The 23310-nt window shown below is 39.6% G+C and carries 29 protein-coding genes; 8 read left to right on the top strand and 21 right to left on the bottom strand.

What is annotated here, in order from left to right; genetic code table 11:
• Nucleotides 1-113: 113 nt before the first annotated feature.
• Nucleotides 114-923 (top strand): mechanosensitive ion channel family protein, encoded by an 810-nt coding sequence (locus tag NST09_RS06975; RefSeq protein ID WP_039963326.1) that lies wholly within the window; start codon nt 114-116, stop codon nt 921-923.
• Nucleotides 924-947: 24 nt separating this feature from the next.
• On the opposite strand, the gene NST09_RS06970 is transcribed toward NST09_RS06975, so the two are convergent.
• The 15 genes from NST09_RS06970 to fadH all read right to left on the bottom strand — a co-directional run bounded on the left by NST09_RS06970 (nt 948) and on the right by fadH (nt 12018).
• Nucleotides 948-1190 carry a YkuS family protein gene (locus NST09_RS06970; protein ID WP_003211408.1) on the bottom strand — a complete coding sequence of 81 codons (243 nt, stop codon included), beginning with the start codon at nt 1188-1190 and terminating at the stop codon, nt 948-950.
• Between the two features lie 50 nt (nt 1191-1240).
• Nucleotides 1241-2419, bottom strand: coding sequence for an N-acetyldiaminopimelate deacetylase (locus NST09_RS06965; RefSeq protein ID WP_125588953.1), 1179 nt, complete (start codon nt 2417-2419; stop codon nt 1241-1243).
• 34 nt (nt 2420-2453) lie between these two features.
• Nucleotides 2454-3164 (bottom strand): 2,3,4,5-tetrahydropyridine-2,6-dicarboxylate N-acetyltransferase, encoded by a 711-nt coding sequence (gene dapD, locus NST09_RS06960; protein ID WP_008347987.1) that lies wholly within the window; start codon nt 3162-3164, stop codon nt 2454-2456.
• A gap of 109 nt (nt 3165-3273) precedes the next feature.
• On the bottom strand, nt 3274-3699 hold the full coding sequence (locus NST09_RS06955) for a flavodoxin (RefSeq protein ID WP_045034296.1): 426 nt from the start codon (nt 3697-3699) through the stop codon (nt 3274-3276).
• 49 nt (nt 3700-3748) lie between these two features.
• A complete protein-coding gene (locus tag NST09_RS06950; RefSeq protein ID WP_008347991.1) occupies nt 3749-4642 on the bottom strand; it encodes a hypothetical protein in 894 nt (297 codons plus the stop codon).
• Nucleotides 4632-5108 (bottom strand): flavodoxin, encoded by a 477-nt coding sequence (locus NST09_RS06945; RefSeq protein WP_017367153.1) that lies wholly within the window; start codon nt 5106-5108, stop codon nt 4632-4634. Before NST09_RS06945 ends, NST09_RS06950 begins: the two co-directional genes overlap by 11 nt.
• Before the next feature lie 199 nt (nt 5109-5307).
• Nucleotides 5308-5715, bottom strand: coding sequence for a DUF4275 family protein (locus NST09_RS06940; RefSeq protein WP_017367152.1), 408 nt, complete (start codon nt 5713-5715; stop codon nt 5308-5310).
• A gap of 103 nt (nt 5716-5818) precedes the next feature.
• Nucleotides 5819-6700 (bottom strand): LysR family transcriptional regulator, encoded by an 882-nt coding sequence (locus NST09_RS06935; RefSeq protein ID WP_007498669.1) that lies wholly within the window; start codon nt 6698-6700, stop codon nt 5819-5821.
• A gap of 96 nt (nt 6701-6796) precedes the next feature.
• Entirely contained in the window at nt 6797-7240 is a 444-nt protein-coding gene (gene cbpB / locus NST09_RS06930) for a cyclic-di-AMP-binding protein CbpB (RefSeq protein WP_007498671.1), read from the bottom strand.
• 146 nt (nt 7241-7386) lie between these two features.
• On the bottom strand, nt 7387-7578 hold the full coding sequence (gene abbA / locus NST09_RS06925; RefSeq protein WP_008347999.1) for an antirepressor AbbA: 192 nt from the start codon (nt 7576-7578) through the stop codon (nt 7387-7389).
• 149 nt (nt 7579-7727) lie between these two features.
• Nucleotides 7728-8243 carry a ribonuclease H-like YkuK family protein gene (locus NST09_RS06920; RefSeq protein WP_008348001.1) on the bottom strand — a complete coding sequence of 172 codons (516 nt, stop codon included), beginning with the start codon at nt 8241-8243 and terminating at the stop codon, nt 7728-7730.
• A gap of 139 nt (nt 8244-8382) precedes the next feature.
• On the bottom strand, nt 8383-8625 hold the full coding sequence (locus tag NST09_RS06915; protein ID WP_003212254.1) for a DUF1797 family protein: 243 nt from the start codon (nt 8623-8625) through the stop codon (nt 8383-8385).
• Nucleotides 8626-8809: 184 nt separating this feature from the next.
• Complete coding sequence (locus tag NST09_RS06910) at nt 8810-9706, bottom strand: manganese catalase family protein (protein WP_019743902.1); 897 nt, start codon at nt 9704-9706, stop codon at nt 8810-8812.
• 262 nt (nt 9707-9968) lie between these two features.
• The gene (locus NST09_RS06905; RefSeq protein WP_008348004.1) at nt 9969-11189 is read right to left on the bottom strand and encodes an EAL-associated domain-containing protein; all 1221 of its coding nucleotides are present in this window, start codon (nt 11187-11189) and stop codon (nt 9969-9971) included.
• A gap of 64 nt (nt 11190-11253) precedes the next feature.
• Nucleotides 11254-12018, bottom strand: a complete 765-nt coding sequence (fadH, locus tag NST09_RS06900; RefSeq protein WP_342493470.1) for a 2,4-dienoyl-CoA reductase — start codon at nt 12016-12018, stop codon at nt 11254-11256.
• A 139-nt stretch (nt 12019-12157) separates the two neighbouring features.
• Here fadH and NST09_RS06895 point away from each other — a divergent pair, with 139 nt between their 5' ends.
• From NST09_RS06895 to NST09_RS06885, 3 genes are all read left to right on the top strand, one after another.
• Complete coding sequence (locus tag NST09_RS06895; protein WP_081114959.1) at nt 12158-13015, top strand: metallophosphoesterase; 858 nt, start codon at nt 12158-12160, stop codon at nt 13013-13015.
• 156 nt (nt 13016-13171) lie between these two features.
• Nucleotides 13172-13669, top strand: coding sequence for a L,D-transpeptidase family protein (locus NST09_RS06890; protein WP_008348009.1), 498 nt, complete (start codon nt 13172-13174; stop codon nt 13667-13669).
• A gap of 73 nt (nt 13670-13742) precedes the next feature.
• Nucleotides 13743-15020, top strand: coding sequence for an MFS transporter (locus tag NST09_RS06885; protein WP_048001612.1), 1278 nt, complete (start codon nt 13743-13745; stop codon nt 15018-15020).
• Nucleotides 15021-15247: 227 nt separating this feature from the next.
• Here the strand turns inward: NST09_RS06885 and NST09_RS06880 are convergent, their stop codons facing one another.
• Nucleotides 15248-15424, bottom strand: coding sequence for a hypothetical protein (locus NST09_RS06880; RefSeq protein WP_008348014.1), 177 nt, complete (start codon nt 15422-15424; stop codon nt 15248-15250).
• Between the two features lie 167 nt (nt 15425-15591).
• On the opposite strand from NST09_RS06880, the gene NST09_RS06875 reads away from it, so the two are divergent.
• Nucleotides 15592-15807, top strand: a complete 216-nt coding sequence (locus NST09_RS06875) for a hypothetical protein (RefSeq protein WP_008348016.1) — start codon at nt 15592-15594, stop codon at nt 15805-15807.
• Between the two features lie 156 nt (nt 15808-15963).
• Here the strand turns inward: NST09_RS06875 and NST09_RS06870 are convergent, their stop codons facing one another.
• On the bottom strand, nt 15964-16908 hold the full coding sequence (locus NST09_RS06870; protein WP_191218877.1) for an EamA family transporter: 945 nt from the start codon (nt 16906-16908) through the stop codon (nt 15964-15966).
• A 113-nt stretch (nt 16909-17021) separates the two neighbouring features.
• On the opposite strand from NST09_RS06870, the gene NST09_RS06865 reads away from it, so the two are divergent.
• Nucleotides 17022-17918, top strand: coding sequence for an AraC family transcriptional regulator (locus NST09_RS06865; RefSeq protein ID WP_236810420.1), 897 nt, complete (start codon nt 17022-17024; stop codon nt 17916-17918).
• A gap of 219 nt (nt 17919-18137) precedes the next feature.
• Complete coding sequence (locus NST09_RS06860) at nt 18138-18599, top strand: YkyB family protein (protein ID WP_007498684.1); 462 nt, start codon at nt 18138-18140, stop codon at nt 18597-18599.
• A 236-nt stretch (nt 18600-18835) separates the two neighbouring features.
• Here the strand turns inward: NST09_RS06860 and NST09_RS06855 are convergent, their stop codons facing one another.
• The 3 genes from NST09_RS06855 to NST09_RS06845 form a co-directional block, all read right to left on the bottom strand.
• Nucleotides 18836-19744, bottom strand: a complete 909-nt coding sequence (locus NST09_RS06855) for a chemotaxis protein (RefSeq protein WP_008348035.1) — start codon at nt 19742-19744, stop codon at nt 18836-18838.
• A gap of 73 nt (nt 19745-19817) precedes the next feature.
• Nucleotides 19818-21128 carry an MFS transporter gene (locus NST09_RS06850; protein WP_342493469.1) on the bottom strand — a complete coding sequence of 437 codons (1311 nt, stop codon included), beginning with the start codon at nt 21126-21128 and terminating at the stop codon, nt 19818-19820.
• Nucleotides 21129-21253: 125 nt separating this feature from the next.
• Nucleotides 21254-21793, bottom strand: a complete 540-nt coding sequence (locus NST09_RS06845) for an RDD family protein (protein ID WP_007498690.1) — start codon at nt 21791-21793, stop codon at nt 21254-21256.
• 300 nt (nt 21794-22093) lie between these two features.
• On the opposite strand from NST09_RS06845, the gene NST09_RS06840 reads away from it, so the two are divergent.
• Nucleotides 22094-22246 (top strand): hypothetical protein, encoded by a 153-nt coding sequence (locus NST09_RS06840; protein ID WP_008348040.1) that lies wholly within the window; start codon nt 22094-22096, stop codon nt 22244-22246.
• A 64-nt stretch (nt 22247-22310) separates the two neighbouring features.
• Here the strand turns inward: NST09_RS06840 and NST09_RS06835 are convergent, their stop codons facing one another.
• Nucleotides 22311-23195 (bottom strand): cation diffusion facilitator family transporter, encoded by an 885-nt coding sequence (locus tag NST09_RS06835; RefSeq protein WP_342493468.1) that lies wholly within the window; start codon nt 23193-23195, stop codon nt 22311-22313.
• Nucleotides 23196-23310: the final 115 nt, after the last annotated feature.

Genomic DNA, 23310 nt, shown 5'->3' with positions numbered 1-23310 from the left:
TAACGATTTGTCACAATCTCTCGCTCCAACTATTAAAAGTTTAACATGACTTGCATAAGGGAACAAATGATTAGCTTCTCATTTCGCACATACATAGAAAGGTTTTGAAGATCATGAAAGCACTTGAACAAGTAGATTGGGTTTCCATCATCATGAATATCAGTATGATTTTTCTAAAACTCATTGCTATTTTTGTGATTTATTTTATCATCAGAGCGATTGGAAACAAGATGATTAAGCGTGCCTATTCAGCATTCTCTGAGAAGCACGATGTCTCTTTATCACGAGCTCAAACGCTGCAAAGTCTTACCTTAAATATTTTCGCCTACTTGCTGATTTTTATTCTAGTTGTGATGATCCTCGACTTATTTCACTATAACCCAACCGCCTTATTGGCTGGCGCAGGTGTTGTAGGACTTGCCATTGGATTTGGGGCTCAGGGATTAGTGAGTGATATTGTGACAGGCTTCTTCATACTGCTGGAAAAACAATTTGATGTCGGCGAGTATATAACGGTTGCTGGTTTCGATGGGATCGTTGAACAAATTGGACTGAGAACAACACAGCTTCGAAGCTTTGATGGCACTCTTCATTTCATTCCGAACCGAAGTATACTGAATGTAAGCAATCATTCACGAGGGACGATGCAGGCACTCGTTGATATCGAATTATCCCCAGATGAAAATGTGGATCAGATGATCACCACTTTGCAAGCAGCCTGTGATGAAGTTCGTGAGAGCATGCCGCAAATCATCGAAGGTCCTCAAGTCGTTGGAGTGGAATCATTTGGCTCTTCATCCCTCGTCCTTCGTATCATTGCAAAAACTGAAACGATGGAGCAGTGGCGTGTCGAACGAATTCTGCGCAAAAAAATGAAAGAAGCACTCGATCTAGCCAAAGAGCAAAAAGAACCAGGATCATAATATCCTGGTTCTTTTTTGTTAGTTTTATTGAACACGCTGTTCTACTTCTTGACAAATTTCATCAGCCGTCATACCTGACGCTGTAATGACAGATGCCTTTGTCGTTGTGTCTGAAATGCCAAGAACATTTGAATCTAGTCCTGTGACCACATAGCAGTCACACTGATCCATTTGCTGTTCATTTTGAATACGTACGACATCATACCCTTTTTGCTTCAAAAGCTCTTCTACATCGGATAAAGATGGTTCTACACCAATTCTTGTCATAATCAAGAACACCTCCTGTTCATAAGGTGTACAGGAGACCATTTGATTATTCATTCACCTGCTTGCTTTTTAAAATAAGCCGTCATGACGTTCACAGCTGTTTCAATCGCATTTTCGTCAGGCGTGAGTTTTGCATGGTGCAGACCATATTCTGAATCTACCCCTAGCCAAAACATGAACCCAGGGTATTTTTTCAGCATGTAGCCGAAATCTTCTCCTGTCATCGCTTCTCTGCATTCAATGACGTTCGCAAGACCTTCTTCGGCTACATATGACATAAATTCTTCTGTCAAATCCTTTGAATTGTCCACTTCGTAATAAGATGAAGGGTATCGAACTGTCACCTTGCATTCATAGCCAATTTCAATTCCCTTTGCAAGTGCTTCAATTCGTTTTCTCACCTTTTCCATAGACTCTGGCGAGAGCGTGCGAATGGTTCCATCAAGCTTTGCATGCTGCGCAATGATATTTTGAGCAGTGCCACCTGTAATCGTGCCAACTGTAATGACGGCACTATCAAGAGGGTCCACATTTCGTGAAATCACCGATTGCAGCTGCCCTACTAGTGCACTTGCAGCCACCACCATATCATTTGCTAAATGAGGGTATGCGGCATGCCCGCCTTTTCCTTCAAGATCGATCACAAGCTCACTCGTATTAGCAAATAATAGGCCCGGCTTTGTTGCAATCGTGCCGACTGGATATTCAGGTGCAATATGCAGCGCTGTAATAAAGTCTGGCGTCCACTTTTTTAGAACATCACTTGTAAGCATTGGTTCAGCTCCGCCTGGCCCTTCTTCTGCCGGTTGGAAAATAAATAGCAGATCTTCTTTGATTGGCTGATGCACGAAATGATCAATGATACCAAGAGCAATGGTCATATGAAGATCATGTCCACATGCATGCATGTGGCCTTCATGTACCGATTGAAATGGATAGCCCGTTTCTTCAGGGATAGATAATCCGTCCATATCTGCACGATACGCAAAGACGCGCGTAGGATTTGTCCCTTTTACTTTCACAAAAAGTCCAGTCCGCCATGTTTCCATCTCGATTCGATCTGTTGGGTACGATTCGAGATGCTTGATGAGGTAAGCTTGTGTTTTAAATTCCTTAAAACCAAGCTCAGGAATTTGGTGCAAATCTCTTCGAATGGATATTAATTGCTCACGATTTAACAAGTGAACTCGCTTCCTTTCCTCTATACGAATAAGACGTGGATATATCATCCACGTCTATGTCTTCAGCTGCGAATTGTGTCAATTAAAGCTGACGCAGTTCTTGTTTGATTTCAGTTTTACCTTTTGTTTTTTCATCAATGTCTTTGATTTTCTTTGCAGGTGTACCTGCTACAACCGTGTAAGGCTCGACATCGTTCACAACGATCGCTCCAGCTGCTACAACTGCACCTTTTCCAATTGTCACACCTTCTAAAACAACAGCGTTTGCACCAATGACAACATCATCTTCTACTACAACTGGCTTAGCAGAAGGCGGCTCAATGACACCTGCAAGAACAGATCCCGCACCGATATGACAGTTCTTACCTACTGTCGCACGGCCGCCAAGAACAACGTTCATATCAATCATCGTACCTTCACCGATGACTGAACCGATATTAATAGAAGCACCCATCATGATGACTGCATTATCGCCAATTTCCACTTGATCACGAATGATTGCACCTGGCTCAATACGTGCTTTGATGTTTTTCAAATCCAACATAGGAATCGCAGAGTTACGACGGTCATTTTCCACGACAACATCTTCAATTTTGTCTTTGTTTGATGCTAGAGCTTCTTGAATTTCGCTCCACTCACCGAAGACAACACCAGTGTTACCTGTGATAAATGTTTTTGCATGTTCACCAAATTCAATACCTTCTAAGTCCCCTTTAATGTAGACTTTCACAGGTGTTGATTTTGTACTATTTTGAATAAATGAAATAATTTCATTAGCGTCCATTTGTTTCATGTATGTATGTCCTCCTCTTAATTTATACTTCATTACTGTACCAAAGGAGAGTTTTAATGACAAGTGAAAGAATCGTCTGCGCCTTGGCAAATAAAACGAGCGGGCCTCTTTATCCCGCTTCTTGCTGGTGAAGATGAACAAATTGTCTACCAAAAGAAATCAATTCCTCTTCCTCGTTTCCTTCTGGATTCAGCTCAATTTTGATGGATGGCAGGACGATATCACCGCCCAGTTCCTTCACTTTTTCTTCAATTAAATCCACAGCTCCGCAAAAATGTTCATAAGATGTATCTCCAGAACCGAATACAGCAAATGCTTTACCCGTCAAATCAAGCTCTTCCATTTCCTCATATAGATCAATAAAATCATCTGGAAGATCACCATCTCCCCAAGTATATGCACCTAACAGAATGTGCGAGTAATCATGAAGAAGTTCAGCATCAATATCCATCGCTTCATGCCGATCCACGCTAGCCCCAGCTTCCTTTAATCCTTTTTCGATTAAATCAGCCATTGCTTCTGTATTTCCTGACATTGTGGCATACACCAATAAAACTTTTTTCGTCACTTTTTCTTCCTCCTTATTAATGAATCAGTGCAGGTTCCTCATAAGGCCTGACAAACTTACTTTCATATAAACCCGCACAGAAAAAATTCTCCTTTTGATTGGCGACACGAAAACCATGCCCTTTGATCGTATCAAACCACTTGAGCTCTTTTTGCTCTATATCAAGCTGATACACCTTAGAAAATCCATGCTCGTCCTGTGAGGTGGTCACGTACACAATGCCGTTATCCTCTGACACATCCAAAAATGATTCCTCTCGCGCAAAAGCTTGTGATTGAATATCATGCAGCATATTTGTATGTAAGTCTAAAATTTGAACAGATCCTCTTTTCCCTTTTTTAGAGCCCATCGCACAGACAAGGAGGTGTTCCCCGCAAAGCAACATAGAAGCAGTCATTCGGTGCTCTTCTCTGTTTAGGAGAAAAATCTGTTCACTTTGCAAGTCATACACCCATATTCCTCCATGCACCTCATGAATCTGTGTTCCAATATAAAGATAATCACCGGCTACACATAATGAGCGAATCACAGGGGGCTGATTTACATGAGCAAATGGCTTCATAATTTCCCAGGAAATTCCGAAATCGGTTGACACATAAATACTATGCTTTCCATGTGCGCATACAAACCCATCTTTGCGTCCTGTAATAGACCAAACAACTGCATTTGTCGGAAAAGATGATAGCGCCCATGTGTGGCCCTCATCTCCTGATCGTATGACAGTTCCATTTTCACCAACACCGAACAAATACGGACCAATATAACTGATAGCGTGGATTTTATGCTTAAGCTTAAAAAGCTGCTGCCATCCGCCCTCCACACTGTAATGAAAAATACCTTCTCGTTTGACAGCAACAAAGTAGCCGCCACTTTTAGACGCAGCAACAGCTGTCGCACCTTTATGAAACATGATTTTCAACTCTTTTCTCAGACAATGATGCCCACGTTAAAAAGCTCGTTGCAAACTCCTCACAGCACGCCACATCTTCATCTGTATCTGGCGCAAGTTCCATTTTCAATGTTTCAGGAAATACGGATGCACCTGTCGATTTCAGCATGTCATGAAAGGTATGAACAGCCTCGCAAAACTTCGGATAACTGTAATCGCCTGATCCAAATACCGCCGCTTTGATGTGAGAAAGTTCAAGGGATGAGACCTCTTCATAAAAATCTTCAGCTTCATAAGGTAAATCACCGTCACCCCATGTGTAAGAGCCGATCATGACATAATCGTATGAAGAAAGATCTTCTGCACTTGTGTCGTCAAATTCCATCATCTCTGTCTCTATCCCTTTTCCTTCAAGCGTTTGTTTTAAGATCGCTGCCATATCTTCCGTATTGCCAGACATACTCGCAAATGCAATTAGTGCTTTCATCTATTGGTCACCTCATCTAAATGATAATCATTTTCAATTATTATATGTACACTTTAAATGATAATGATTTTCATTGTCAAATGTTTTATGAAAAGGTGCTGTTCAAAATACACATGACGTACATCAAAAAACCGCTCATTCCAATTGGAAGGCGGCTTTAATTGATCATCACTCTATCTCTTTGTGATGTACTCTTTTTTTATTTCTGAATAAAATATGGACCGCAATCGGTTTCGTGCGTCATCACAAATGTCCAATTTTCTTCCCAATCCATGACATACAGATCGCTATAGTCCATGTGTCCGTCTGTATATGGCAATTCCTTCACTGACAGGTCAGCGGCGTTTTCAAACAGATACGCTTCTTGAGTAAATTGATAAAAAAGAGTACATGTATGCTTTGATTGCTGATGAAAGGCGTTTATCGCTGCCTCTTTTTCAAGGCATTCAACTTTTCCCCAGCTACATAAGTGCCATAGGAAACCATCCATCCCAATCTCTTTTTGTTCTTCTAAAGAAAGATGACTTGCAAAACGTCCACGCCATCTCTCGCGTAAATAAGTTCCCCACTTCGGTATATCCGTCTTCTTTTTTCGTTGATTTCTCATCATTTCTTCCAGCTTTCTGTTTTTTCAGTATGAAACAGGTAAATCTATTAGAAACCTAATCAAACCACTTATCCTAAAAAAGCACCTCCTCTTCCAGAAGTACTTACACTGCCTCACTTTCAAGCATTTCTTTTACCACACCAACAAATGCTTGAACCTGTTTTAACTGAAAAGAGGCTTCATATCCTAACAGCCACGTGTCACGTCCGATTTGCTCTCCATTTGCGTCTACGAGCGGGGTTTTGTGTACGCTTTTCTCATGATCATATAGGGTGACCGAAGGCAAAATGGCGTAGCCGATACCGTGATAGGCCATTTGTTTACATGTCTCAATCTGGTCCACAAGAATCGTCTGTTTTGGCGACACTTTAAACTTTTGATGCCACCAGTGCTGAATTTCTTGATAATAGGTGCTATCACTTTTAAATTGAATAAACGGGCGTTCTGTCTCAATTAACTCATCCACGTCCTTGATGACAGAATCGACTAAATATAAATGATCGGTCATTAAGTATTCCTTTGTGCCCTTCCAATCAGGATTCCCGCGAATGATGCCAATGTGCACATGGTCTTCATACAGACTTTTAAGCATCTCACTGCTCCAGCCTGTCACGAGAGATACTTTGGCATTTGGGTATTTCTCGACATACCGCTTCAGCACCTTTGGCAGCCAGTGCTGACCAATAATGGACGCAACTGCAAGCTTGAGTGTACCGTGAATGTCTCCTTCAAGCTCGTCAATTCTCTCTCGCACTCGATCCTGCTCAGTTGTGACCTCTTTGGCGAATTGAATAATCTGTTCGCCAGCTGAAGTGACTGTCAAGCCTTTTTGTGAACGAAAAAAGATTTTGGTTCCCCACTCTTTTTCAATCGTTTGCAGTCTTTGAGATAAGGCAGGCTGAGAGACAAAGAGCCGCTCTGAAGCCTTTCTCATATTCAATTCCTCACTAAGTACAACAAGCATATGTAACTCTTGAAGCTGCATGGGCGCCCTCCTTCTCTTGATAAGTTTTTCTTATTTTATATAGTCATTATATAAATAATAGCTTATGAAGGCAAAAAAAATAAGCTGGGCTGCAGCTCATTTTTTTGCGGAATGAATGACTTCATTTAAGCGCTTTAATACAACACGCCGAGTGAAAATCCCTTCGAATACTTGCTCTTCATTTTCCACACAAACAAATCCATTATTCGTTACAGCGTGAACGCCTTTTAAAACAGGATCCGTCGTTTTCAGTCTTGGAATATCTGATAGCATGACCTCTTCTACCTTCAATTGGTCGAGCTTTTCAAATTCAATTCGTTCTAAGCCAAAGATTTTATCCATGATCATATTTGTTCCAATTAACCCATGAAGGTGATAAGAAGCATCCAGAACAGGTATGGCTGTATATCCTGTTTTTGTCAGGACCAATAGGGCGTGCTCAAGATTATTTCCAATTTGAACGTGTGCCACTTTATCTGCATCAATCATATGCTCAGCTACTGTTGACTCAAGTAATTGAGCCGGTTCTATCTCTATCATGTTTCTTCGACCCCTTTTCTCTCAATCATCAATCATACATTCCCCTTTAACATTAAGCATAAACTAAAACGAATTTTGTCGAAAGATTTTTTTCTGCATAAAAAAGATACTCAGCGTAGAGTATCTAATAGAATGTTCAATCGATATTAATTCTCAAACCTTACTCTGTCATACAATGTGATCAATTTCTTATACGTATTGTCGTCGACATTTTTTGTTCCACATTCTATATCATTGATCTCACTGCTTAGTAATTCGACAGCATATTCCTGATTCAGTAATACGTTTAATAATAGCTTTTTCTCTTCTTCATTAAAACGATTTTCGATGACGCTCATTCAACATCAGGCCCCCTGTTTCATATATGCTTTTATATTGATTAGCAGGCGTTTGAATGTCTGCTTCCTCTCTATACAGCTAGAATAAGGAACTAGAATCGAATCGTCAACCGCACGTTTCGACAACGTTTGGAGAAAAATGACGGAATTTATTTTGTGTATCGATTGGCGTAGCAAAATGCTGCGTATGAGTCGGGTTTTATTTTTGCTTCAATTCCCATGGCTGTGATCATTCCGGTCATTTCCTGGATCAGCTCTTTTGTACTTCCTTTTTTGCCAATATCTAGATGGACTTCAAAACGAAGGTCTGCCCCTTCCTCAGCAAACGGAAGAAGCAAATCCATCAGTTCTGTTAAAGGTCCCTCAAGGATGTCTGCACATACCTTTTGGCTAAACGCTGTCTCTAATGAAATTTTTTCTCTAAGACTTTGTACAGGCCGATTCAACACTTGCTGCGTGAGACAGCCCCAAGCTCCTTTGCCGATCCGGTGAAGATGAATGGCAGTCATAAATGTTGTGACATTCTGATTGACCTGAGAGTCCGTACCAATTGATAGTACATAAACAGATCTCGGGTCTTTTTGAATAAAGTCTTTCATTCTCATGACAACATCAGAAAACGCTAAATGCTCTTCAGAAAGATTAAAGAAAAAAGAATCACTCACAGAAAGGAACTCCTTTTTAATGGTCTCTTATCCGAATATTGCACTGAATGATCATCTTCCATTTGTTCATCACTTATGAAGTGTATGCTTCCGCAATCAACGAAGGAATTCTTAGAAAAAACATTTCATACGATTCAGCTTAGGATTGTAGAAGCTCAAAAATCTCAATCGAAATCATATCAATGTTGTCAAATGGGAAAGTGTTTGGCTTATCCCCTTGTTGAAAAACAGTCAATTCAAACGTTTGATTCTTTTCGAAATACTTAACACTACAGATTTTCTCACCGTTCACTTCGAAATAACGCTGTGCCGGCTCGTTTGCAGCTTCTGCTGTCTCTTGAAGACTTTGCAGCCTTGTAATGATACCCATTAATTGTGACATTCTAAAAAAAGACTCCTTTCAAAAAAACAACTCAAGATGAACCCGTATTGATTATACACAAGTCCTACAAAGCATCATACCATAAAGTGTTCTCAGATGATATTTTTCCTCTTGAATTCAAAAAAAGAAAAAGAATCTGTTTTTTTATTTTGAGTCTTTTTTCTTTTCTCATGCATCTTGTTTTTTATAAACCGGCCGATCTCATCAGGCGTTTCGCAATTTCGTCAAAATCTTCTTTTGAAATACCTGGAGCAAACTCTTCCGGCAAATCTCTATAATCTGGCACGGGCGCACCTTTTGGCGTGCCCTCAATAACTGTCAGCGGCTTCCCGTCAATCGGATGGTTTCCTTTCCAAATTTGATTGATATCTTTATAATCCGTATCACTAAATGTATACAGTTTTGTATGAATATTTTGATCTTCAAACTTTCTTGCAGAGTCAAAGTATTTATTGTCGAGATTTGGAATTGGCAGCATCTTCCCAACATCTACCCCTGTCGCTACCTCAAGGGCTTTTGCATACGCCACAACATGTACGCCGCCTCTGACAAGTAAATAACCGATCATTTCTCTTGCCGTAGGGTGATCCGTCATTTCATATACGCGCATTTTATGCGTACGAGCTCCGCACTCTAGGAAGAAGTTATGAAGAAGATCCAGAATCAGATTACCACTTGAGAACACATTCTCACCTGTCCACGGCTTTGCCATGGAGTCAAACGGATAGCCTGTTTGTGCCGTTTGGATAAAATGCTGCGTATTTCGTTTATCAACAGCCGCTTTCATCGGGGTCGTATCTGGATCGCCCCCATGGGTGGTTCCCGTAATCATGAGATTGACTGCAGTTGTCACAAGCTCTACATGACCGAATTCTTCAGCTGTAATACTTGATACAAGATCATAAAATGGTTTGAGCTTTCGTTTCCCTCTAAAGTTAAACGATTGAAACATGTAGTTATTTAATGTGGACATTTCACCAAATTTTCCGCCGAGTAATTCTTGCACAGCCGCTGCACCATTTGCATCTGGGTGATCTGGCATTGGTAAATCAATCAGCAGCCGCTTGTCACGTTTGATCATGACTTTTCCCTCCTACTGTCTAACTATCATCATTTAAGGTGTATGGATGAATTGGGATGTCCTATGCATGAAGGGAATGATTGGCGCACAAAAAAAACTTGGCGGGGGTAGCGCCAAGTTTTTTGGATCTTGATCTGATAGAGGGGTTGGGGAACAGAGAGTAGCTTCTCTCTATAACTAAATGATAATGATTATCAGTTTCATTGTCAACCATTTTTTCTATCTTTTTTCTAATAAAAAAAAACAGCCACGACGGCTGCTTTTAAATTAATCCTTCCTGCTCATATAGATAAGCATACGGAAGATCTACAAACAAATACACATCTCCCTCTAACGGATAAGAAAACGTACGTATTCGTTCTCCAGTTTCTAAATCACTGTAGATATCGCTGAAAAATCCTTTTCCGCTAATTCTCATTTGAAGAATATTTGCTAGAAAATAAGGGCGCCAGCTCCAGTTTTTCTCTATATACTCTGGCTGAAACAGCCATTCTTTCTCTTTCTTAAACACATTCCCAGTGATTTGAAACCCTTCTTCATTACACATATAAATGCGAAAGCTGCAATCGGTTAGTTCATGTGCCAGTTTTTGTATAAGTTCATCATTTGTGCTGCATGATTTTTTTAACGTACTGACGGCTTGATGTATTCGCTTATAAAAGGTTTCAGAATGTTCATAGACAGCTTGGAGTTTCTTTTTCTCATGGGCAATGAATTGCTGAAATTCTTCTTTAAGCTGTTCTTTTCGTTTGTTCCGGTCAATTAATTCTGCCGCAGGCTCGTGAAGGTAGAAGCCTTGAAAATATCTTCCGCCATTTCTCCATGCATATTGCAGCTGAAAATTCGCTTCAATGTCTTCATAGATTAAAGCCGCTCCTATTTTTCTTGCAAGAAGTGAAATGCTGTATAACACATATTCATAGGAAGGAGATGGAGACGAAGCTCTTAAAGCCTGTAGATCTATTTTTAATAGATCAGGTGAAAGCAGAGCAATCCGGTCAAGATTGCTGCTTTCTTTTCCTATATTAGATACGGCGATTTTGATCCCATATGTACGATAATACGTTAACGTATGGTAAAGCTGTTCAATGTCGCCGCTAAACGTATGTTCAGTAATTTCAATGACAAACCGGCTAAGCTGAATACCCTTTGCTTCATATTCTTTTAAAAGTTCTAAAAAACTTTCGCCATGATCAAGCATGAGGACGTTCGCATCATGATTAATAAAGATGAGCAAATCTTCATCTGCGGTTGTGAAGAGATCAAGCGCTTGACTTAATACTTTGTGATCTACTTCCAATTTATATTCGTCAGGAATAGATGAATCCGTAAAGAAGGAGCCTAGACTAACTGTTCCCGACTCAAGCTTCATTCTTCCAAGAATCTCATAGCCTATCACTTTTTGTTCCTCCGCACTGAAGATCGCTTGATAGTGCGGGAAAACATCTTCAATATTCGTTAAAATATCCAATGGATCGACCATTTTCATCACCTGCTTCTCTCTTTGTGTGATTATACCATATCAAAAGCAGGTCTTACACGGTCATTCAAAATGGTGATTGGTTGAGCCATTGCCCCCCATCCATCGTGATACAATCTCCATTAATATAAGATGCATGCTCAGATAATAAGAAACTCGCAAGTTCTGCAATTTCTTCTGGTGTGCCAAGTCTACCGAGCGGAACACTATCTAATGTTCTTTGGGCAGCCTCTTCAGATTCCCACAGTTTATCTGCACCACCTGTTCTTTCAATGGGCCCCGGCGCAATGGCATTTACGCGAATGCGATATTGCTTTCCCCATTCGACTGCAAGCGTTCGGGTAAGTGATAGTACGCCTGCTTTTGCGGCTGCTGAATGCGCTACACCAACACCAGCCCCCCATGCATATGTGGCGACCATGTTGATCATACTTCCGCTTTTCTTTTGACGAATCCAATAGTTGCCCACTGCATGGCTGCAAAAAAAGGTGCCATTTAGCACAATATCAATGACCGCTTTCCAGCCGTTAGGAGACAGTTTTTCTGTTGGAACTAAAAAGTTGCCTGCTGCGTTATTGATGAGTGCATCCACATCACCAAATGTATCTACTGCAAACTTCACCATTTGATCAGCATCTTCTGGATGTCGCACGTCCATTTGAAAATAAGCGATCGAACCACCTTGCTGTTTGATTTCATTTGCCGTTGTTTCAAGGGTCTCTTCTGTTCTTCCAGTAATCACAACATTCCAGCCCCCGAGTGCCAAATGAGTCGCCATCGCCTTTCCCATTCCGCTTGATCCCCCTGTGACAATCACTGTTTGCTTCGTCATTTGTTCTCCCCCTTTGTGTGTTTTGAATGACTATTCATTCATTATCCATCTATCATATCATGATTTCCCCTCCATACACCATATGGGAGATTCATCAAAAATCATGCTATACTTAATTTTATTTTTAAAGGAGTCTTATATGAAGCAACTTTCCCGTAGGCAATTTTTAAAAGGAGCAGCTGGTGCGAGTATTCTCGGACTTTTGGCGACCACATCCGGTTATGGCTATGCTCGGTACATTGAGCCGCGCATGATCGACACCGTATCACTCACCATTCATGATGCTCAGCTACCGGCTTCGTTTGACCAATTTAAAATTGCACAATTTAGTGATGTTCATTTAAGTGATACATTTTCGGCAAAAGATTTAGAGATTGTTGTCCAAAAGATCAACGCTGCATCTCCCGATCTCATTGTGTTTACAGGTGATCTTGTTGATTTTGAATCATCGATTGAAGAACATGAAAAAGCCAAAGCCTCTTTGTCTAAGCTTGATGCTCCGTTTGGAAAGTTTGCCATATGCGGAAATCATGACTACGGACCATTTGGCATTGATCTATATGAGGAAACGATGAAAGCTTGCGGTTTTACATTATGTAAAAATGAAGTGTTTCACTTAGAAAAAGAAGGCGGACGCATACAGATCGCTACACTGGATGATCTCATGATGAGTATGCCTGATTACCATTTCATCAAACGAGAAGTCTCTTCTGATCTCTTTACGTTATTGCTTGTGCATGAGCCTGATGCGGCACTAGAGCTTGAAACAACACCTATTAACTTACAGCTTTCTGGGCATACGCATGGTGGTCAAATACAGCTTCCTTTCTATGGACCGATTCTCACAGCACCTTTTGGGCGTACATATGTCGAAGGCTTATACGGTAGCTATCAGCACCGTATCTATGTCAACCGCGGGCTTGGGACAACTAGACTGCCGCTTCGGTTTTTAGCCAAACCTGAAATCACTTTTTTCACCTTAACATCTCACGTGTAAAGAGAAGCCAAATCACCTTTTCCTGCATATGTATAAACAAAGATCATTCTCATGACAAATGTTAGGAGAAACCTTATTGGGCCTGATCCCGTCCATATAGTATATGTGAGGCGGGGATCATGGCTTCTTTTATTTGAGTAAAAGGAGTGTGCTTTCGTGCTGCGATACACGGTAAAAAGTGGAGAAACACTTGCTTCTATAGCACTTGATTTTCGAACAACGACAGATGCTTTAAAGGCTGCAAATCCGTCACTTCAAGCCCGCGAGCCAGAACAAAATGAAGTCATCATCATCCCTGGGTTACCGGATCCTAACACGATCCCTTACCGCATATCTGTGTCAATTTCAGCGAAACGTCTCGTACTGTTTTCTGGATCACAGCTCTTGCGCTCATACCCGATCGCAACTGGCAGAATATTAAACATGACACCGACAGGTTCTTATTATATTGTCAACAGACAGCCAAACCCAGGAGGTCCCTTTGGCGCCTATTGGCTGAGCCTTTCAAAAGTTCATTACGGCATCCATGGAACGAATAACCCGTCTTCAATTGGTAAAGCTGTGTCTAGAGGGTGCATTCGCATGTACAATCAGAATGTCATCGAACTTGCTTCAATAGTTCCAAATGGAACACCTGTGACCATTAGCCAGTAGGAGAAATCAATTGTACGAATGGTTAAAATTTTATATGATAGAAAGTGGGATCTTCAGGTTAAGGAGCGTATTTATGGATATTTTTAAAAACAGAAATTTTGTTCGTCTCTTTTTTGCAGCACTTGCCTCGCAAATGGGGACAACAGTAGGCAATATGGCGTTTGCCTTTTATTTGCTCGATCATTTTAGTCATCAGCCCGCTTACGCCACTTTAGCAGAGCTAATGTATTCACTGCCTACGATCTTTGTCTTTTTTATGGTCGGTGTGGTCGCAGACCGTTTTGATCGTAAAAAAGTCGCAGAGAATTGTGATTGGATACGAGCTGGGCTGACGATCGTTTTATTTATCGTCATTTATTTTAATTCACTGCCGCTTATTTTCTTGATCTTGTTTATACGAAGCGCCATTACGAAGTTCTTCTATCCAGCTGAAGCCTCTCTCGTTCAGGCCATTTTAAATAAAGATCAATATGCAAAAGCTGCTGGTTTAAATCAGATGCTGTTTAGTTTGTTTATGGTATTTGGTGTTGGAATAGGTGCCATTATGTATAAAACGATTGGACTTCACGGTGCCATTACCATTGATTTGGTCAGTTTTATTATTTCCGGTATTCTCATTCGATCATGCAATATTCCAATTGAAGCACGACAGCCAAATGGACAAGCAGGCTGGAAAGGCATGACCGTTAAGACGTCTCTAAAAGATTTTAAAGAAGGCATTCTCTATATTTTAAAAAATAAATTATTGGCTTCTTTAATTTTCGGCTTTTTTGTTTTTGGTCTTGTGAATGGCGCATTTGCCGTTCTTCCGATGTTTACAATGAAATACGGTCTTTCACCGGACCATTTTGAACTGCATACATCCTTTTTTACGATCGCAATCGGTGCCGGACTTCTAGTTGGAAGCTTACTTGGCTCTATTCTTGCGAAAAAGGTAAAGATGCAATATCTCATGTCGATTCCAATTCTAGTTGCAGGTATTTTAATTTTTGTCCTTGGTTCTACCCATACATTATGGTTATTTTATGTCACATCATTTGTCATTGGTACATGTATTGGTCCAGTCAACATTGTCATTGGAGGCTGGCTCCCAAGAATTGTTCACCCTCGTCTGATGGGACGCGTATCAGGGTGGGTTGATCCGCTCACCATGTTTGCACAATCAATGACGCTAGGTTTAATTGCCATATTATTTCCAAATCTCATCACCAATGTTTCTTACATTTATTACGGAATGGGTATTATTATTTTACTCGTTTTCCTTTTTTACTTCATTACACTGCCAAAGTTCAGCAGAGAAGCTGCCGACTTAGATGTACAGCGTGAATTAAAAGGTCAGGGAGTACAATAGATGAAGCAAAAAGGGCTAAAATAAACATTATTTTAGCCCTTTTTCTTCTTTTCAGTGTGATAGAAAACCTTTGCAGTCTAGGAAGGACGAGTACTGGTGCGGAGCGAATTTCACATTCGTGAGCACCAGCACGCAGGACTGACAAAGAATGCGAGGGTTTGTCTACATGCTGAAAGGACTTTCTTCTATAGAAAGTCCTTTTTTCATGGGTGTAACATAAACGACGATTATTTTTTCTGCTCATGGAAATGATTCGAAGCAAAATGAACGATTCTATCGACTGTATAAATGCTAATAAATAAGATGAGAAAAAGAAGAAAAGGATGAATCGGCCGATCATCTATCACGTACACAATGCCTCCAACGACAAAAGCGACCAATAAAGGAGTTAAAATATCTTTCAATCTAAACCGTCCTTTCTGTCCTCATTGACTTTGATCTTCATATTTTATAATATATTTTCCTTTTTATAAAATAAAAGGAATGTGCATAAAATTGCAACAATTTTAATAAAAAACCTTTACATTATTGGAAGTTTTATAGTAGGATAGTCAGGTTGGAGGTGAGGGGTATGTTAAAAAGCTATTATTTTATTCATACAAAAAATGATCAAGGACAATATGTTGTACATACAGAAGACTGCGCATTTTTAGGTGATGCAGCAAGCCGTACGTTGATTGGTCTACACATGAACAGTGAAAGCGCCATGGATGAAGCCAAAAAAATGACGAGTGAAACTGATTTTAACGGCTGTTTTTACTGTGCTTATTCTAGCCATACGAAATAGTCCATGATCTTAAGCCATATGTTCGACCATGATTGTCTTGCATATGGTAGATTTTATCCGGCAATCCCGTTCTCATATAAGTCATTAACTACCCATTTATTTTAAAATAGGTAGTTATCTATGTTTAATAGTTCACTTTATATACATTTCACATATTTAATTTACCTTATCATCTATCAATGAACCCAATTTCTTCTTTTCCCCTCTTATTTTAGGCTGGTATAATGCCATGAATAATATCATGTATACAATACACGCTGTCCCTATCCACTGGAAAAGACCAAATGGCTCTTTTAACCAGAAAACAGTGGTTATCACTGCTGCAAGGGGTTCGACACTTCCAATTAAGCTTGAGTCTTTCGGAGATAAATACTTCAAACTTTCGATGTAAAACCAAAAAGCGACCATCGTTCCAAATACAATGACAAATAATAAATAAATATACGCTTCAAAAGGTAATTGAGACAGATTCACCTTCCATGGAGGATGGATCAAGCTAAGGGCAGCTCCCCCTATAAGCATCGCCCAGCCAACAACAACAAGTGAATCGAATTGTTTTAACAGCTTGATTGGATATAACGTATAAAAGGACAATGCCACGGCTGATAGTATTCCCCAAAATACCGCGACAGCTGGAACAGTTAATGTGGAAACGGAACCATTCGTCAATAAGAGAAACATGCCAACCAAAGCCAATACGACCGTCAACATATCTCTTTTTGTAAAAGTGGATTGCCGGCGAAATACTAGATACACGATAATCATGACAGGTGCTGTATACTGTAGCAATGTAGCCACCGCAGCATTCCCATGATGAATGGACACCATATAAGTATATTGAACAGCTAACATGCCCATTAGTCCAAATATCAGCACTTGAATGGCCGTACTCTTCATTTTCAACACGCCAATCAATTGCGTGCGTTCTTTCGTCATGTAATGAACAAATAAAAGTAACCCGCCTGAAATGAGTAGCCTGACAGTGACCAGCCAATTGACGTCAATTCCATATTGCTGAAACAATTTTTGTGAAACGGTTCCTCCTACTCCCCAACAGATAGCTCCTATCAGTACAAGAAAAATTCCCTTTCTCCTCTTCATTTTTATTCTCCTCAATTCTAAAAAAATCATGATAATATAGTTGATAGTAGTTCAATTTTTTACATATTGATATATCAATTGAACATAAAAATAAAAGAATATTGAGGAGAACCATGCACAATCATCATTTTCTTATTGACAACAATCTGAAAGAATTAACGGAGCATTCAACCACCACATGGCCTATTGCTCTATATCATACAAAGATTCGTGATCATATGAGCGGATATATCCCTCTTCATTGGCACGACGAATTTCAATTCGTCTTTATTTTGGAGGGAGAGGCTGAGTTTCACATTAACGAGAAGATATTGAACATTCAGCAAGGAGATGGTGTATTCATCAACAGTGGCTGCTTACACATGGCAAAGGATGCAAATGGGACGACATGTACTTATATTTGTTTAAACGTTTCACCTCACTTCATCACAGCCAATGAGTTATTCACCACGTTCGTTCATCCATATATGCATGCGAGTCAAACACCTTTTATTTTATTCAACCGAAAAGACGGATGGCCAAACCAAATCTATCAATGTATACAAATCATTCAACGATTAATCGAACAAACTCCGGCATATTTTGAACTCGAACTTAATATACAGCTCATCACGATTTGGAAATGCCTTTTACAAAATCGTTTTCAACTGACATATGATGCACGTAAGCACGATAGAAATGAACGTATGAAACATATGCTGAATTGGATTCATGAACATTATCATGAAAAGGTTCTTCTTCAAGATATCGCTCGTGAAGGACAATTAAGCCGCTCTGAATGCTGTAGATATTTCAATGATATTTTAAAGAAATCTCCTATACATTATGTGAATGAATATCGAATTCAACAAAGCCTCATTTTGCTTCAAAAGACGGACTTAAACATAACAGAAATCGCCTACCAAGTTGGCTTCAGCAGCACTAGCTATTTTATTAGTATTTTTAAAAGAATAAAAAATACAACACCTTTATCATATAGAAAATCAAAGGCATCGTTTACATCCAACTGAAACGCCTAGTTGGAAAGGATACCGGATAAATGATGATGCTCTTGCTAAGAATGATTCATTCATTGTTCTTCTTCACGTTTCAGAATCATCATGAATGGCTATTGTAAATAAGAGTGATGAAAATCTAATGCTTTTTACAATAAGTCTATTTGCAATTTACTAATAAAAACGTATAATTTATACTAAGCACAGGAAGACGAAAGACAAAGGAGAGAAAAAATGGACGATTATGCTCATACTAAAGACATAGAACCTACAGCAGAAAACATCGCAAAAGCCATTTATACTGTTAACCGCCATGCTAAAACCGCACCAAATCCCAAGTTTCTTTATCTTTTGAAAAAACGTGCGCTGCAAAAACTATTGCAAGAAGGTAAAGGAAGAAAAGTGGGCCTACATTTCTCTAACAATCCCAGATATAGTCAACAACAGTCCGACGTGCTGATTGAAATTGGAGATTATTATTTTCATCTGCCACCAACTAAAGAAGACTTCGAATTTTTGCCACACTTAGGAAATTTAAATCAATCATATCGCAATCCAAAAGCGAATATGTCATTAAATCGAGCGAAACAAATACTTCAAACGTATGTCGGTTTAAAAGAAAAACCTGCCGCCACAAAACAAAAATCACATTATACAAAACCCGTCTTCAAACGGCTCGGGGAAAGTTATTTTTAAACAGAAAAACCACTCAAAGCGAGTGGTTTTTCAGATTATGGACAAAGGGCTAAAATGTTGTTTATTTTAGCTCTTTGTCTTCTTTTCAGCGTGAAAGAAAACCTTTGCAGTCTAGGAAGGACGAGTACTGGCGCGGAGCGAATTTGGCATTCGTGAGCACCAGCGCGCAGGACTGACAAAGAATGCGAGGGTTTGTCTACACGCTGAAAAACCACTCAAAGCGAGTGGTTTTTTCTTTAGATAATAAAATGATCTACTTTTTCAATCAACTGATGAATTTCTGGTTTACTAATTTGATCATCTGCACCGATGGTTTCCCCTTTATGACGCAGATCGTCCGTAATTAATGAAGAGAAAATGAGAATTGGAATGGACTGTGTTAAAGGATTGTCCTTCAGCAGTTTTGTTAATCGATGTCCATCCATTTTTGGCATTTCTATATCTGTAATAATCATATCAATTTCTTCTGTCACACTAATGCCTTTACTGACAAGATCCATGACATGGTCATATGCTTGTTTTCCATCTTCAAAGGTCACAATGTTTTTATAGCCTGCCTCGGTTAATTCATTTGTTAATAAGCGCATAAGAAGCGGAGAATCTTCAACAACATACAGCTTCTTCCCTGTTCTTCTCTCGTCTTTCTCACCGTCAAACATATGATATGTGTCTACACCAGATGCGGATTCAATATCATAGATGATTTTTTCGTAATCTGGAAGGAAAATCATTTTCTCGTCAAGCTTGATGATCCCTGTTAAATGACGGTCCATTCCTTGATTGAGTGCAGTTGGTTTTTCAATCTCTTCCCAGCTGACGCGGTGAATTTGTGATACCGTTCCTGTATGGAACACAAATTTCCGTTGGTTGAATTCAGTCACAATGTATTTCTCTTGTTCTGACTGATCTGACTCGACATTAAAAAAGGAAAATAGATTGATGACTGGTAAAATCTCGCCTCGTAAACTAATCATCCCTTCTACATCTTGGTGAGAGTGCGGTACAACTGTCACCTCAACTGGCTGAATAATTTCTCTTACTTTCATGACGTTAATGCCGAATTGATTTGAACCAATTTCAAACTTCACAATTTCCAATTCATTAGTACCAGAGTCAAGTAAAATTTCTTGTTTGTTTAAAGCCACGGAAATCCCTCTATTCTTCAATATAAGATTGTACTTTTTATATCGGCAGCATGGGTAAAAAGTTGACGTTTCTTTACGCTTTCTCTCGCACGAATTGATGAATCACAAGTCCTATGGCTGCAAGGATGAGCAAAGACCCTAATGCAAGACGGCTTGCGAGATTCCCATGTGATGCAAATAGAAGTGTGACGGAGCCATAAATGATGGGACCAACAATTGAAGACACCTTTCCCGAAAACGCAAAGAGACCAAAAAATTGCCCTCGTTTTTCTTTAGGCGTCAGCTCAATAATGAGGATTCGTGATGATCCCCAGCTTGCGCCAAGTGAAATGCCGAATAAACTGCCTGCTACCCAGAAGACCCATTCAGTTGTCGCTGTCACAGCTAGAATGAGCGCCACAATTAAAATGACATACACGACTGTAATCGAGCGCTTTGCCCCGATGGCCTTTGTGACATATCCGAATAGAAACGAGCCAATGATACTTGAAATCGTGGACACAAGATAAAGCAAAATAAATTGACCTGCCGTAAAACCAATGATAATTTTTGCATAAACAGCCATCATCGCAATCGCTGTCTGCAACGCATCATTCATAAAAAAGAAAGCGATCATAAAAATAAAGGCCGGTTTGTACTGCTTCATCTCTTTAAATGTACGAATAATCTCTTTATACCCGCTGAAAAAAGACGACTTTTTCTCTTGCTGCGGGAGAGGTTGAGGATCTTTTATAATAAAGAGAAAGGGCAGAAAAAAGAGAAAGAATAAAAGGGCTGTCGGAATAAATGCTTCATGAAACTGGTCATTTCCTACAAGTAAATAAACAGAAAGGCCAACAAGTGTACCTAAATAACCGACAGCAATACCGAATCCAGAAATGAGGGGGATTTCATCCTTTGTCCCAAGATCGGGCAAAATGGTGTCATAAAAAACAAGACTAGAGTGATAGAAAAATTTGGCGATGACAAACAAGGTAACCACCACCAATAAGGAGACAGGAAGACCAAACCATTCGCTTGAGAAATCAATCCCAGCAAAGATCCCCATCATAATGGTACAGGCAATACAAATCAAGGTAAACACCGTGATATACCGCTTCTTTTTCCCTGTACGATCAATCAGCACACCATATAAAGGCGTAAAAATGACGAGGAAAAAGCTTGCAAGTGCGTTCGCATAAGAAATAAATGTACTGGCGATTTGATCCATCCTCGCACTGTCGCCTATCGTCTCCTGCAAATAAAATGGGAAGAAAATGGTGATCATATTCGATGAAAATATCGTATTTGCAAAATCATACAATGCCCAGGCCAAAACAGGTGCTGTGAAAAAGAGCCCGAAGCTTGCCCCTTTTTTCTGAACAGTCATTTTCCCTCTTTTCAATAGATTGACTCCCTTCTCTGCTTTTATTTTCACTATCATTCTACTTTATGTGACGTTTCCCTCTTCCATACAAGCAATCTATACAAAAAGCACCCCTTACTATTTAGCAGAGGTGCTTCTCTTCATTATTTCTTTACGACAATGGTACTTGCAATCAAGTCGTGAAGTGCTTGTTTTTTTTCTGTGAAAAACGCAATGATGTAGCCAATGAATAAGATTGGAGACAAAAAGCCTTTTGCAAAAAAGCGGCCTGTCGCGCGCCCGAATGTTATTTTTCCACCCGTTACTTTTGTCACTTTGATGCCAAGAGCCATCTTGCCAAGAGTTCCTTGCAACTTTGATGATTCCATGATCGCATAATACAGCCAAGTCACCGCGATACCGATTAAGGTCGTTACGCCATAGAAAAAGAGAAGGCCCACAATGACTGCCCATTCTTCATCCGTGATCACCGTTGAAGAATAGTAATAGCTATCATCATACATTAAAAATGCCGCCTCAGGGCTTGAGACAAAAAAGAGTGTTGCGAGAATAAATACAATGATTGAAAATGGTACACTAATAATGACACCGTCTAAAAGATGAGCAAGAAAACGATAACCTACTCCAGCTAGTTCAGGATGTTTTTCTTCTTGAATAGGTGCTTCTGACATGTTTGTTTCCATCCTATTTCTCCTTTATTATGTATGTTTTCTATAAATTTCTTATAATCATTCGTTATTATATCTTATGAATATCGCAAGATCAATGGAGCTTTACATTTTTACATGAATTTTAGATCATTTTTCAATGATGATTTATGTGAATAAATACTGAAAATTCACGAAAATTATGGCACATCTAGTTCTTTCAACGCCTGATTTTTTAACATTTTGTGATATTTTCCTCTCATTTCGATTCTTCTGTTGACAATCACGTTTCACATGGTACAATAGTCAAGGATTTTTTAAAGAAAGGTGTTCATGATGGGAACTGTCGTACTATTAAAGAACAACGAAATGACTGTGATTGAAGATATTTGCGAAGCTGATTTTTTAGATATGAAACATGGTTTATCTAATGAAGATACTGCTTATATCTCTTGGTATGAAGATTACGATACTGCTTATGGATATTGATTTCATTTCATAGATGAAGCGTAAAAAAAGGCGATACAACCTTCAAAGAGGTGGTATCGCCTTTTTACGTTTGTGATCTTCTTTCACTTTCAGGTTCTACATGAATAAAGATTTGTGCATGCGGAAACGCCTGCTGGATGTTCTCTTCAATTCGATCACATAATTGGTGAACATCTTCAATGGTTGTTTTTCCATGAACAATCAAATGGAAGTCAATATATTCTTCAGCACCGGATCGTCTTGTTCGAAAGTCATGATATTCAATGAATTCTTGGCTGAATGTTTGAATGATGGCCTCTATCGCTTGTTCTTCTTCCGGGGTTAACCGGGCGTCGACAAGCGGCGGGAAGGCTTCCTTCATGAGTTTAAACGCTTCACGCATAATATAGAGCGCTAGCACCATTCCAATAATCGGATCGAGGAAATACCAGTCCGTTAATGCAACAAGCAATAAACTAATGGCAACCCCTAGTGACGTAAACACATCTGTTAAAAGATGCAGCGCATTCGATTTCATGGCAACAGAATGTACTCGCTCTGCCTCTTTGTTCACAACTCTTGACACAACAAAATTGATAAGTGCGCCGATCAGCATGACCACAATACCAAGTACCGGCAGTTTAACAGGCTCTGGATGCATTAATTTATGAACACATTCATAAATGATCCAAATCCCAGCAACAAAAATCAACAAAGTTTCAATCGTTCCAGAAATATTCTCAACTTTCCCATGTCCATAAGGATGTTTTGAATCTGCCGGCTTTCTTGAAATACGAACAGAGATAAATGCAATAAATGAGGCCATTAAATCGAGAAAAGAGTGAATGGCTTCTGATAAAACCGCAACAGATCCAGTTAACACCCCAACAATGATTTTAAGGACCACAACAAACGTATTACTCATGACGGATAAAAAGGCTATTTTCGATGTCTTTGCTGATTGATCCATCTATTATCGTCCTCCTTCAGGAGATCGTATGCCTGTGAAAGCAATTCCCATGACTCGATTCTCTCGTTCTTTCAGTTTATACCGTTTTGCCTTATTCTAATCATCATAAGCAGAG

The sequence above is a fragment of the Bacillus sp. FSL W7-1346 genome (genome assembly GCF_038593335.1).
GTDB classification, from domain to species: Bacteria; Bacillota; Bacilli; order Bacillales; family Bacillaceae; genus Bacillus; species Bacillus altitudinis.
This window is presented reverse-complemented; position numbering and strand designations above follow the sequence as displayed.

Excerpts from the sequence above, each read along its gene's own strand:
- NST09_RS06975 (WP_039963326.1), top strand. The coding sequence starts at position 114 with ATGAAAGCACTTGAACAAGTAGATTGGGTTTCCATCATCATGAATATC.
- NST09_RS06970 (WP_003211408.1), bottom strand. The coding sequence starts at position 1,190 with ATGACAAGAATTGGTGTAGAACCATCTTTATCCGATGTAGAAGAGCTT.
- NST09_RS06965 (WP_125588953.1), bottom strand. The coding sequence starts at position 2,419 with ATGATATATCCACGTCTTATTCGTATAGAGGAAAGGAAGCGAGTTCAC.
- dapD (WP_008347987.1), bottom strand. The coding sequence starts at position 3,164 with ATGAAACAAATGGACGCTAATGAAATTATTTCATTTATTCAAAATAGT.
- NST09_RS06955 (WP_045034296.1), bottom strand. The coding sequence starts at position 3,699 with ATGTCAGGAAATACAGAAGCAATGGCTGATTTAATCGAAAAAGGATTA.
- NST09_RS06950 (WP_008347991.1), bottom strand. The coding sequence starts at position 4,642 with ATGTTTCATAAAGGTGCGACAGCTGTTGCTGCGTCTAAAAGTGGCGGC.
- NST09_RS06945 (WP_017367153.1), bottom strand. The coding sequence starts at position 5,108 with ATGAAAGCACTAATTGCATTTGCGAGTATGTCTGGCAATACGGAAGAT.
- NST09_RS06940 (WP_017367152.1), bottom strand. The coding sequence starts at position 5,715 with ATGAGAAATCAACGAAAAAAGAAGACGGATATACCGAAGTGGGGAACT.
- NST09_RS06935 (WP_007498669.1), bottom strand. The coding sequence starts at position 6,700 with ATGCAGCTTCAAGAGTTACATATGCTTGTTGTACTTAGTGAGGAATTG.
- cbpB (WP_007498671.1), bottom strand. The coding sequence starts at position 7,240 with ATGATAGAGATAGAACCGGCTCAATTACTTGAGTCAACAGTAGCTGAG.
- abbA (WP_008347999.1), bottom strand. The coding sequence starts at position 7,578 with ATGAGCGTCATCGAAAATCGTTTTAATGAAGAAGAGAAAAAGCTATTA.
- NST09_RS06915 (WP_003212254.1), bottom strand. The coding sequence starts at position 8,625 with ATGTCACAATTAATGGGTATCATTACAAGGCTGCAAAGTCTTCAAGAG.
- NST09_RS06910 (WP_019743902.1), bottom strand. The coding sequence starts at position 9,706 with ATGATCAAACGTGACAAGCGGCTGCTGATTGATTTACCAATGCCAGAT.
- NST09_RS06905 (WP_008348004.1), bottom strand. The coding sequence starts at position 11,189 with ATGGTCGATCCATTGGATATTTTAACGAATATTGAAGATGTTTTCCCG.
- fadH (WP_342493470.1), bottom strand. The coding sequence starts at position 12,018 with ATGACGAAGCAAACAGTGATTGTCACAGGGGGATCAAGCGGAATGGGA.
- NST09_RS06895 (WP_081114959.1), top strand. The coding sequence starts at position 12,158 with ATGAAGCAACTTTCCCGTAGGCAATTTTTAAAAGGAGCAGCTGGTGCG.
- NST09_RS06885 (WP_048001612.1), top strand. The coding sequence starts at position 13,743 with ATGGATATTTTTAAAAACAGAAATTTTGTTCGTCTCTTTTTTGCAGCA.
- NST09_RS06875 (WP_008348016.1), top strand. The coding sequence starts at position 15,592 with ATGTTAAAAAGCTATTATTTTATTCATACAAAAAATGATCAAGGACAA.
- NST09_RS06870 (WP_191218877.1), bottom strand. The coding sequence starts at position 16,908 with ATGAAGAGGAGAAAGGGAATTTTTCTTGTACTGATAGGAGCTATCTGT.
- NST09_RS06865 (WP_236810420.1), top strand. The coding sequence starts at position 17,022 with ATGCACAATCATCATTTTCTTATTGACAACAATCTGAAAGAATTAACG.
- NST09_RS06860 (WP_007498684.1), top strand. The coding sequence starts at position 18,138 with ATGGACGATTATGCTCATACTAAAGACATAGAACCTACAGCAGAAAAC.
- NST09_RS06845 (WP_007498690.1), bottom strand. The coding sequence starts at position 21,793 with ATGGAAACAAACATGTCAGAAGCACCTATTCAAGAAGAAAAACATCCT.
- NST09_RS06840 (WP_008348040.1), top strand. The coding sequence starts at position 22,094 with ATGGGAACTGTCGTACTATTAAAGAACAACGAAATGACTGTGATTGAA.
- NST09_RS06835 (WP_342493468.1), bottom strand. The coding sequence starts at position 23,195 with ATGGATCAATCAGCAAAGACATCGAAAATAGCCTTTTTATCCGTCATG.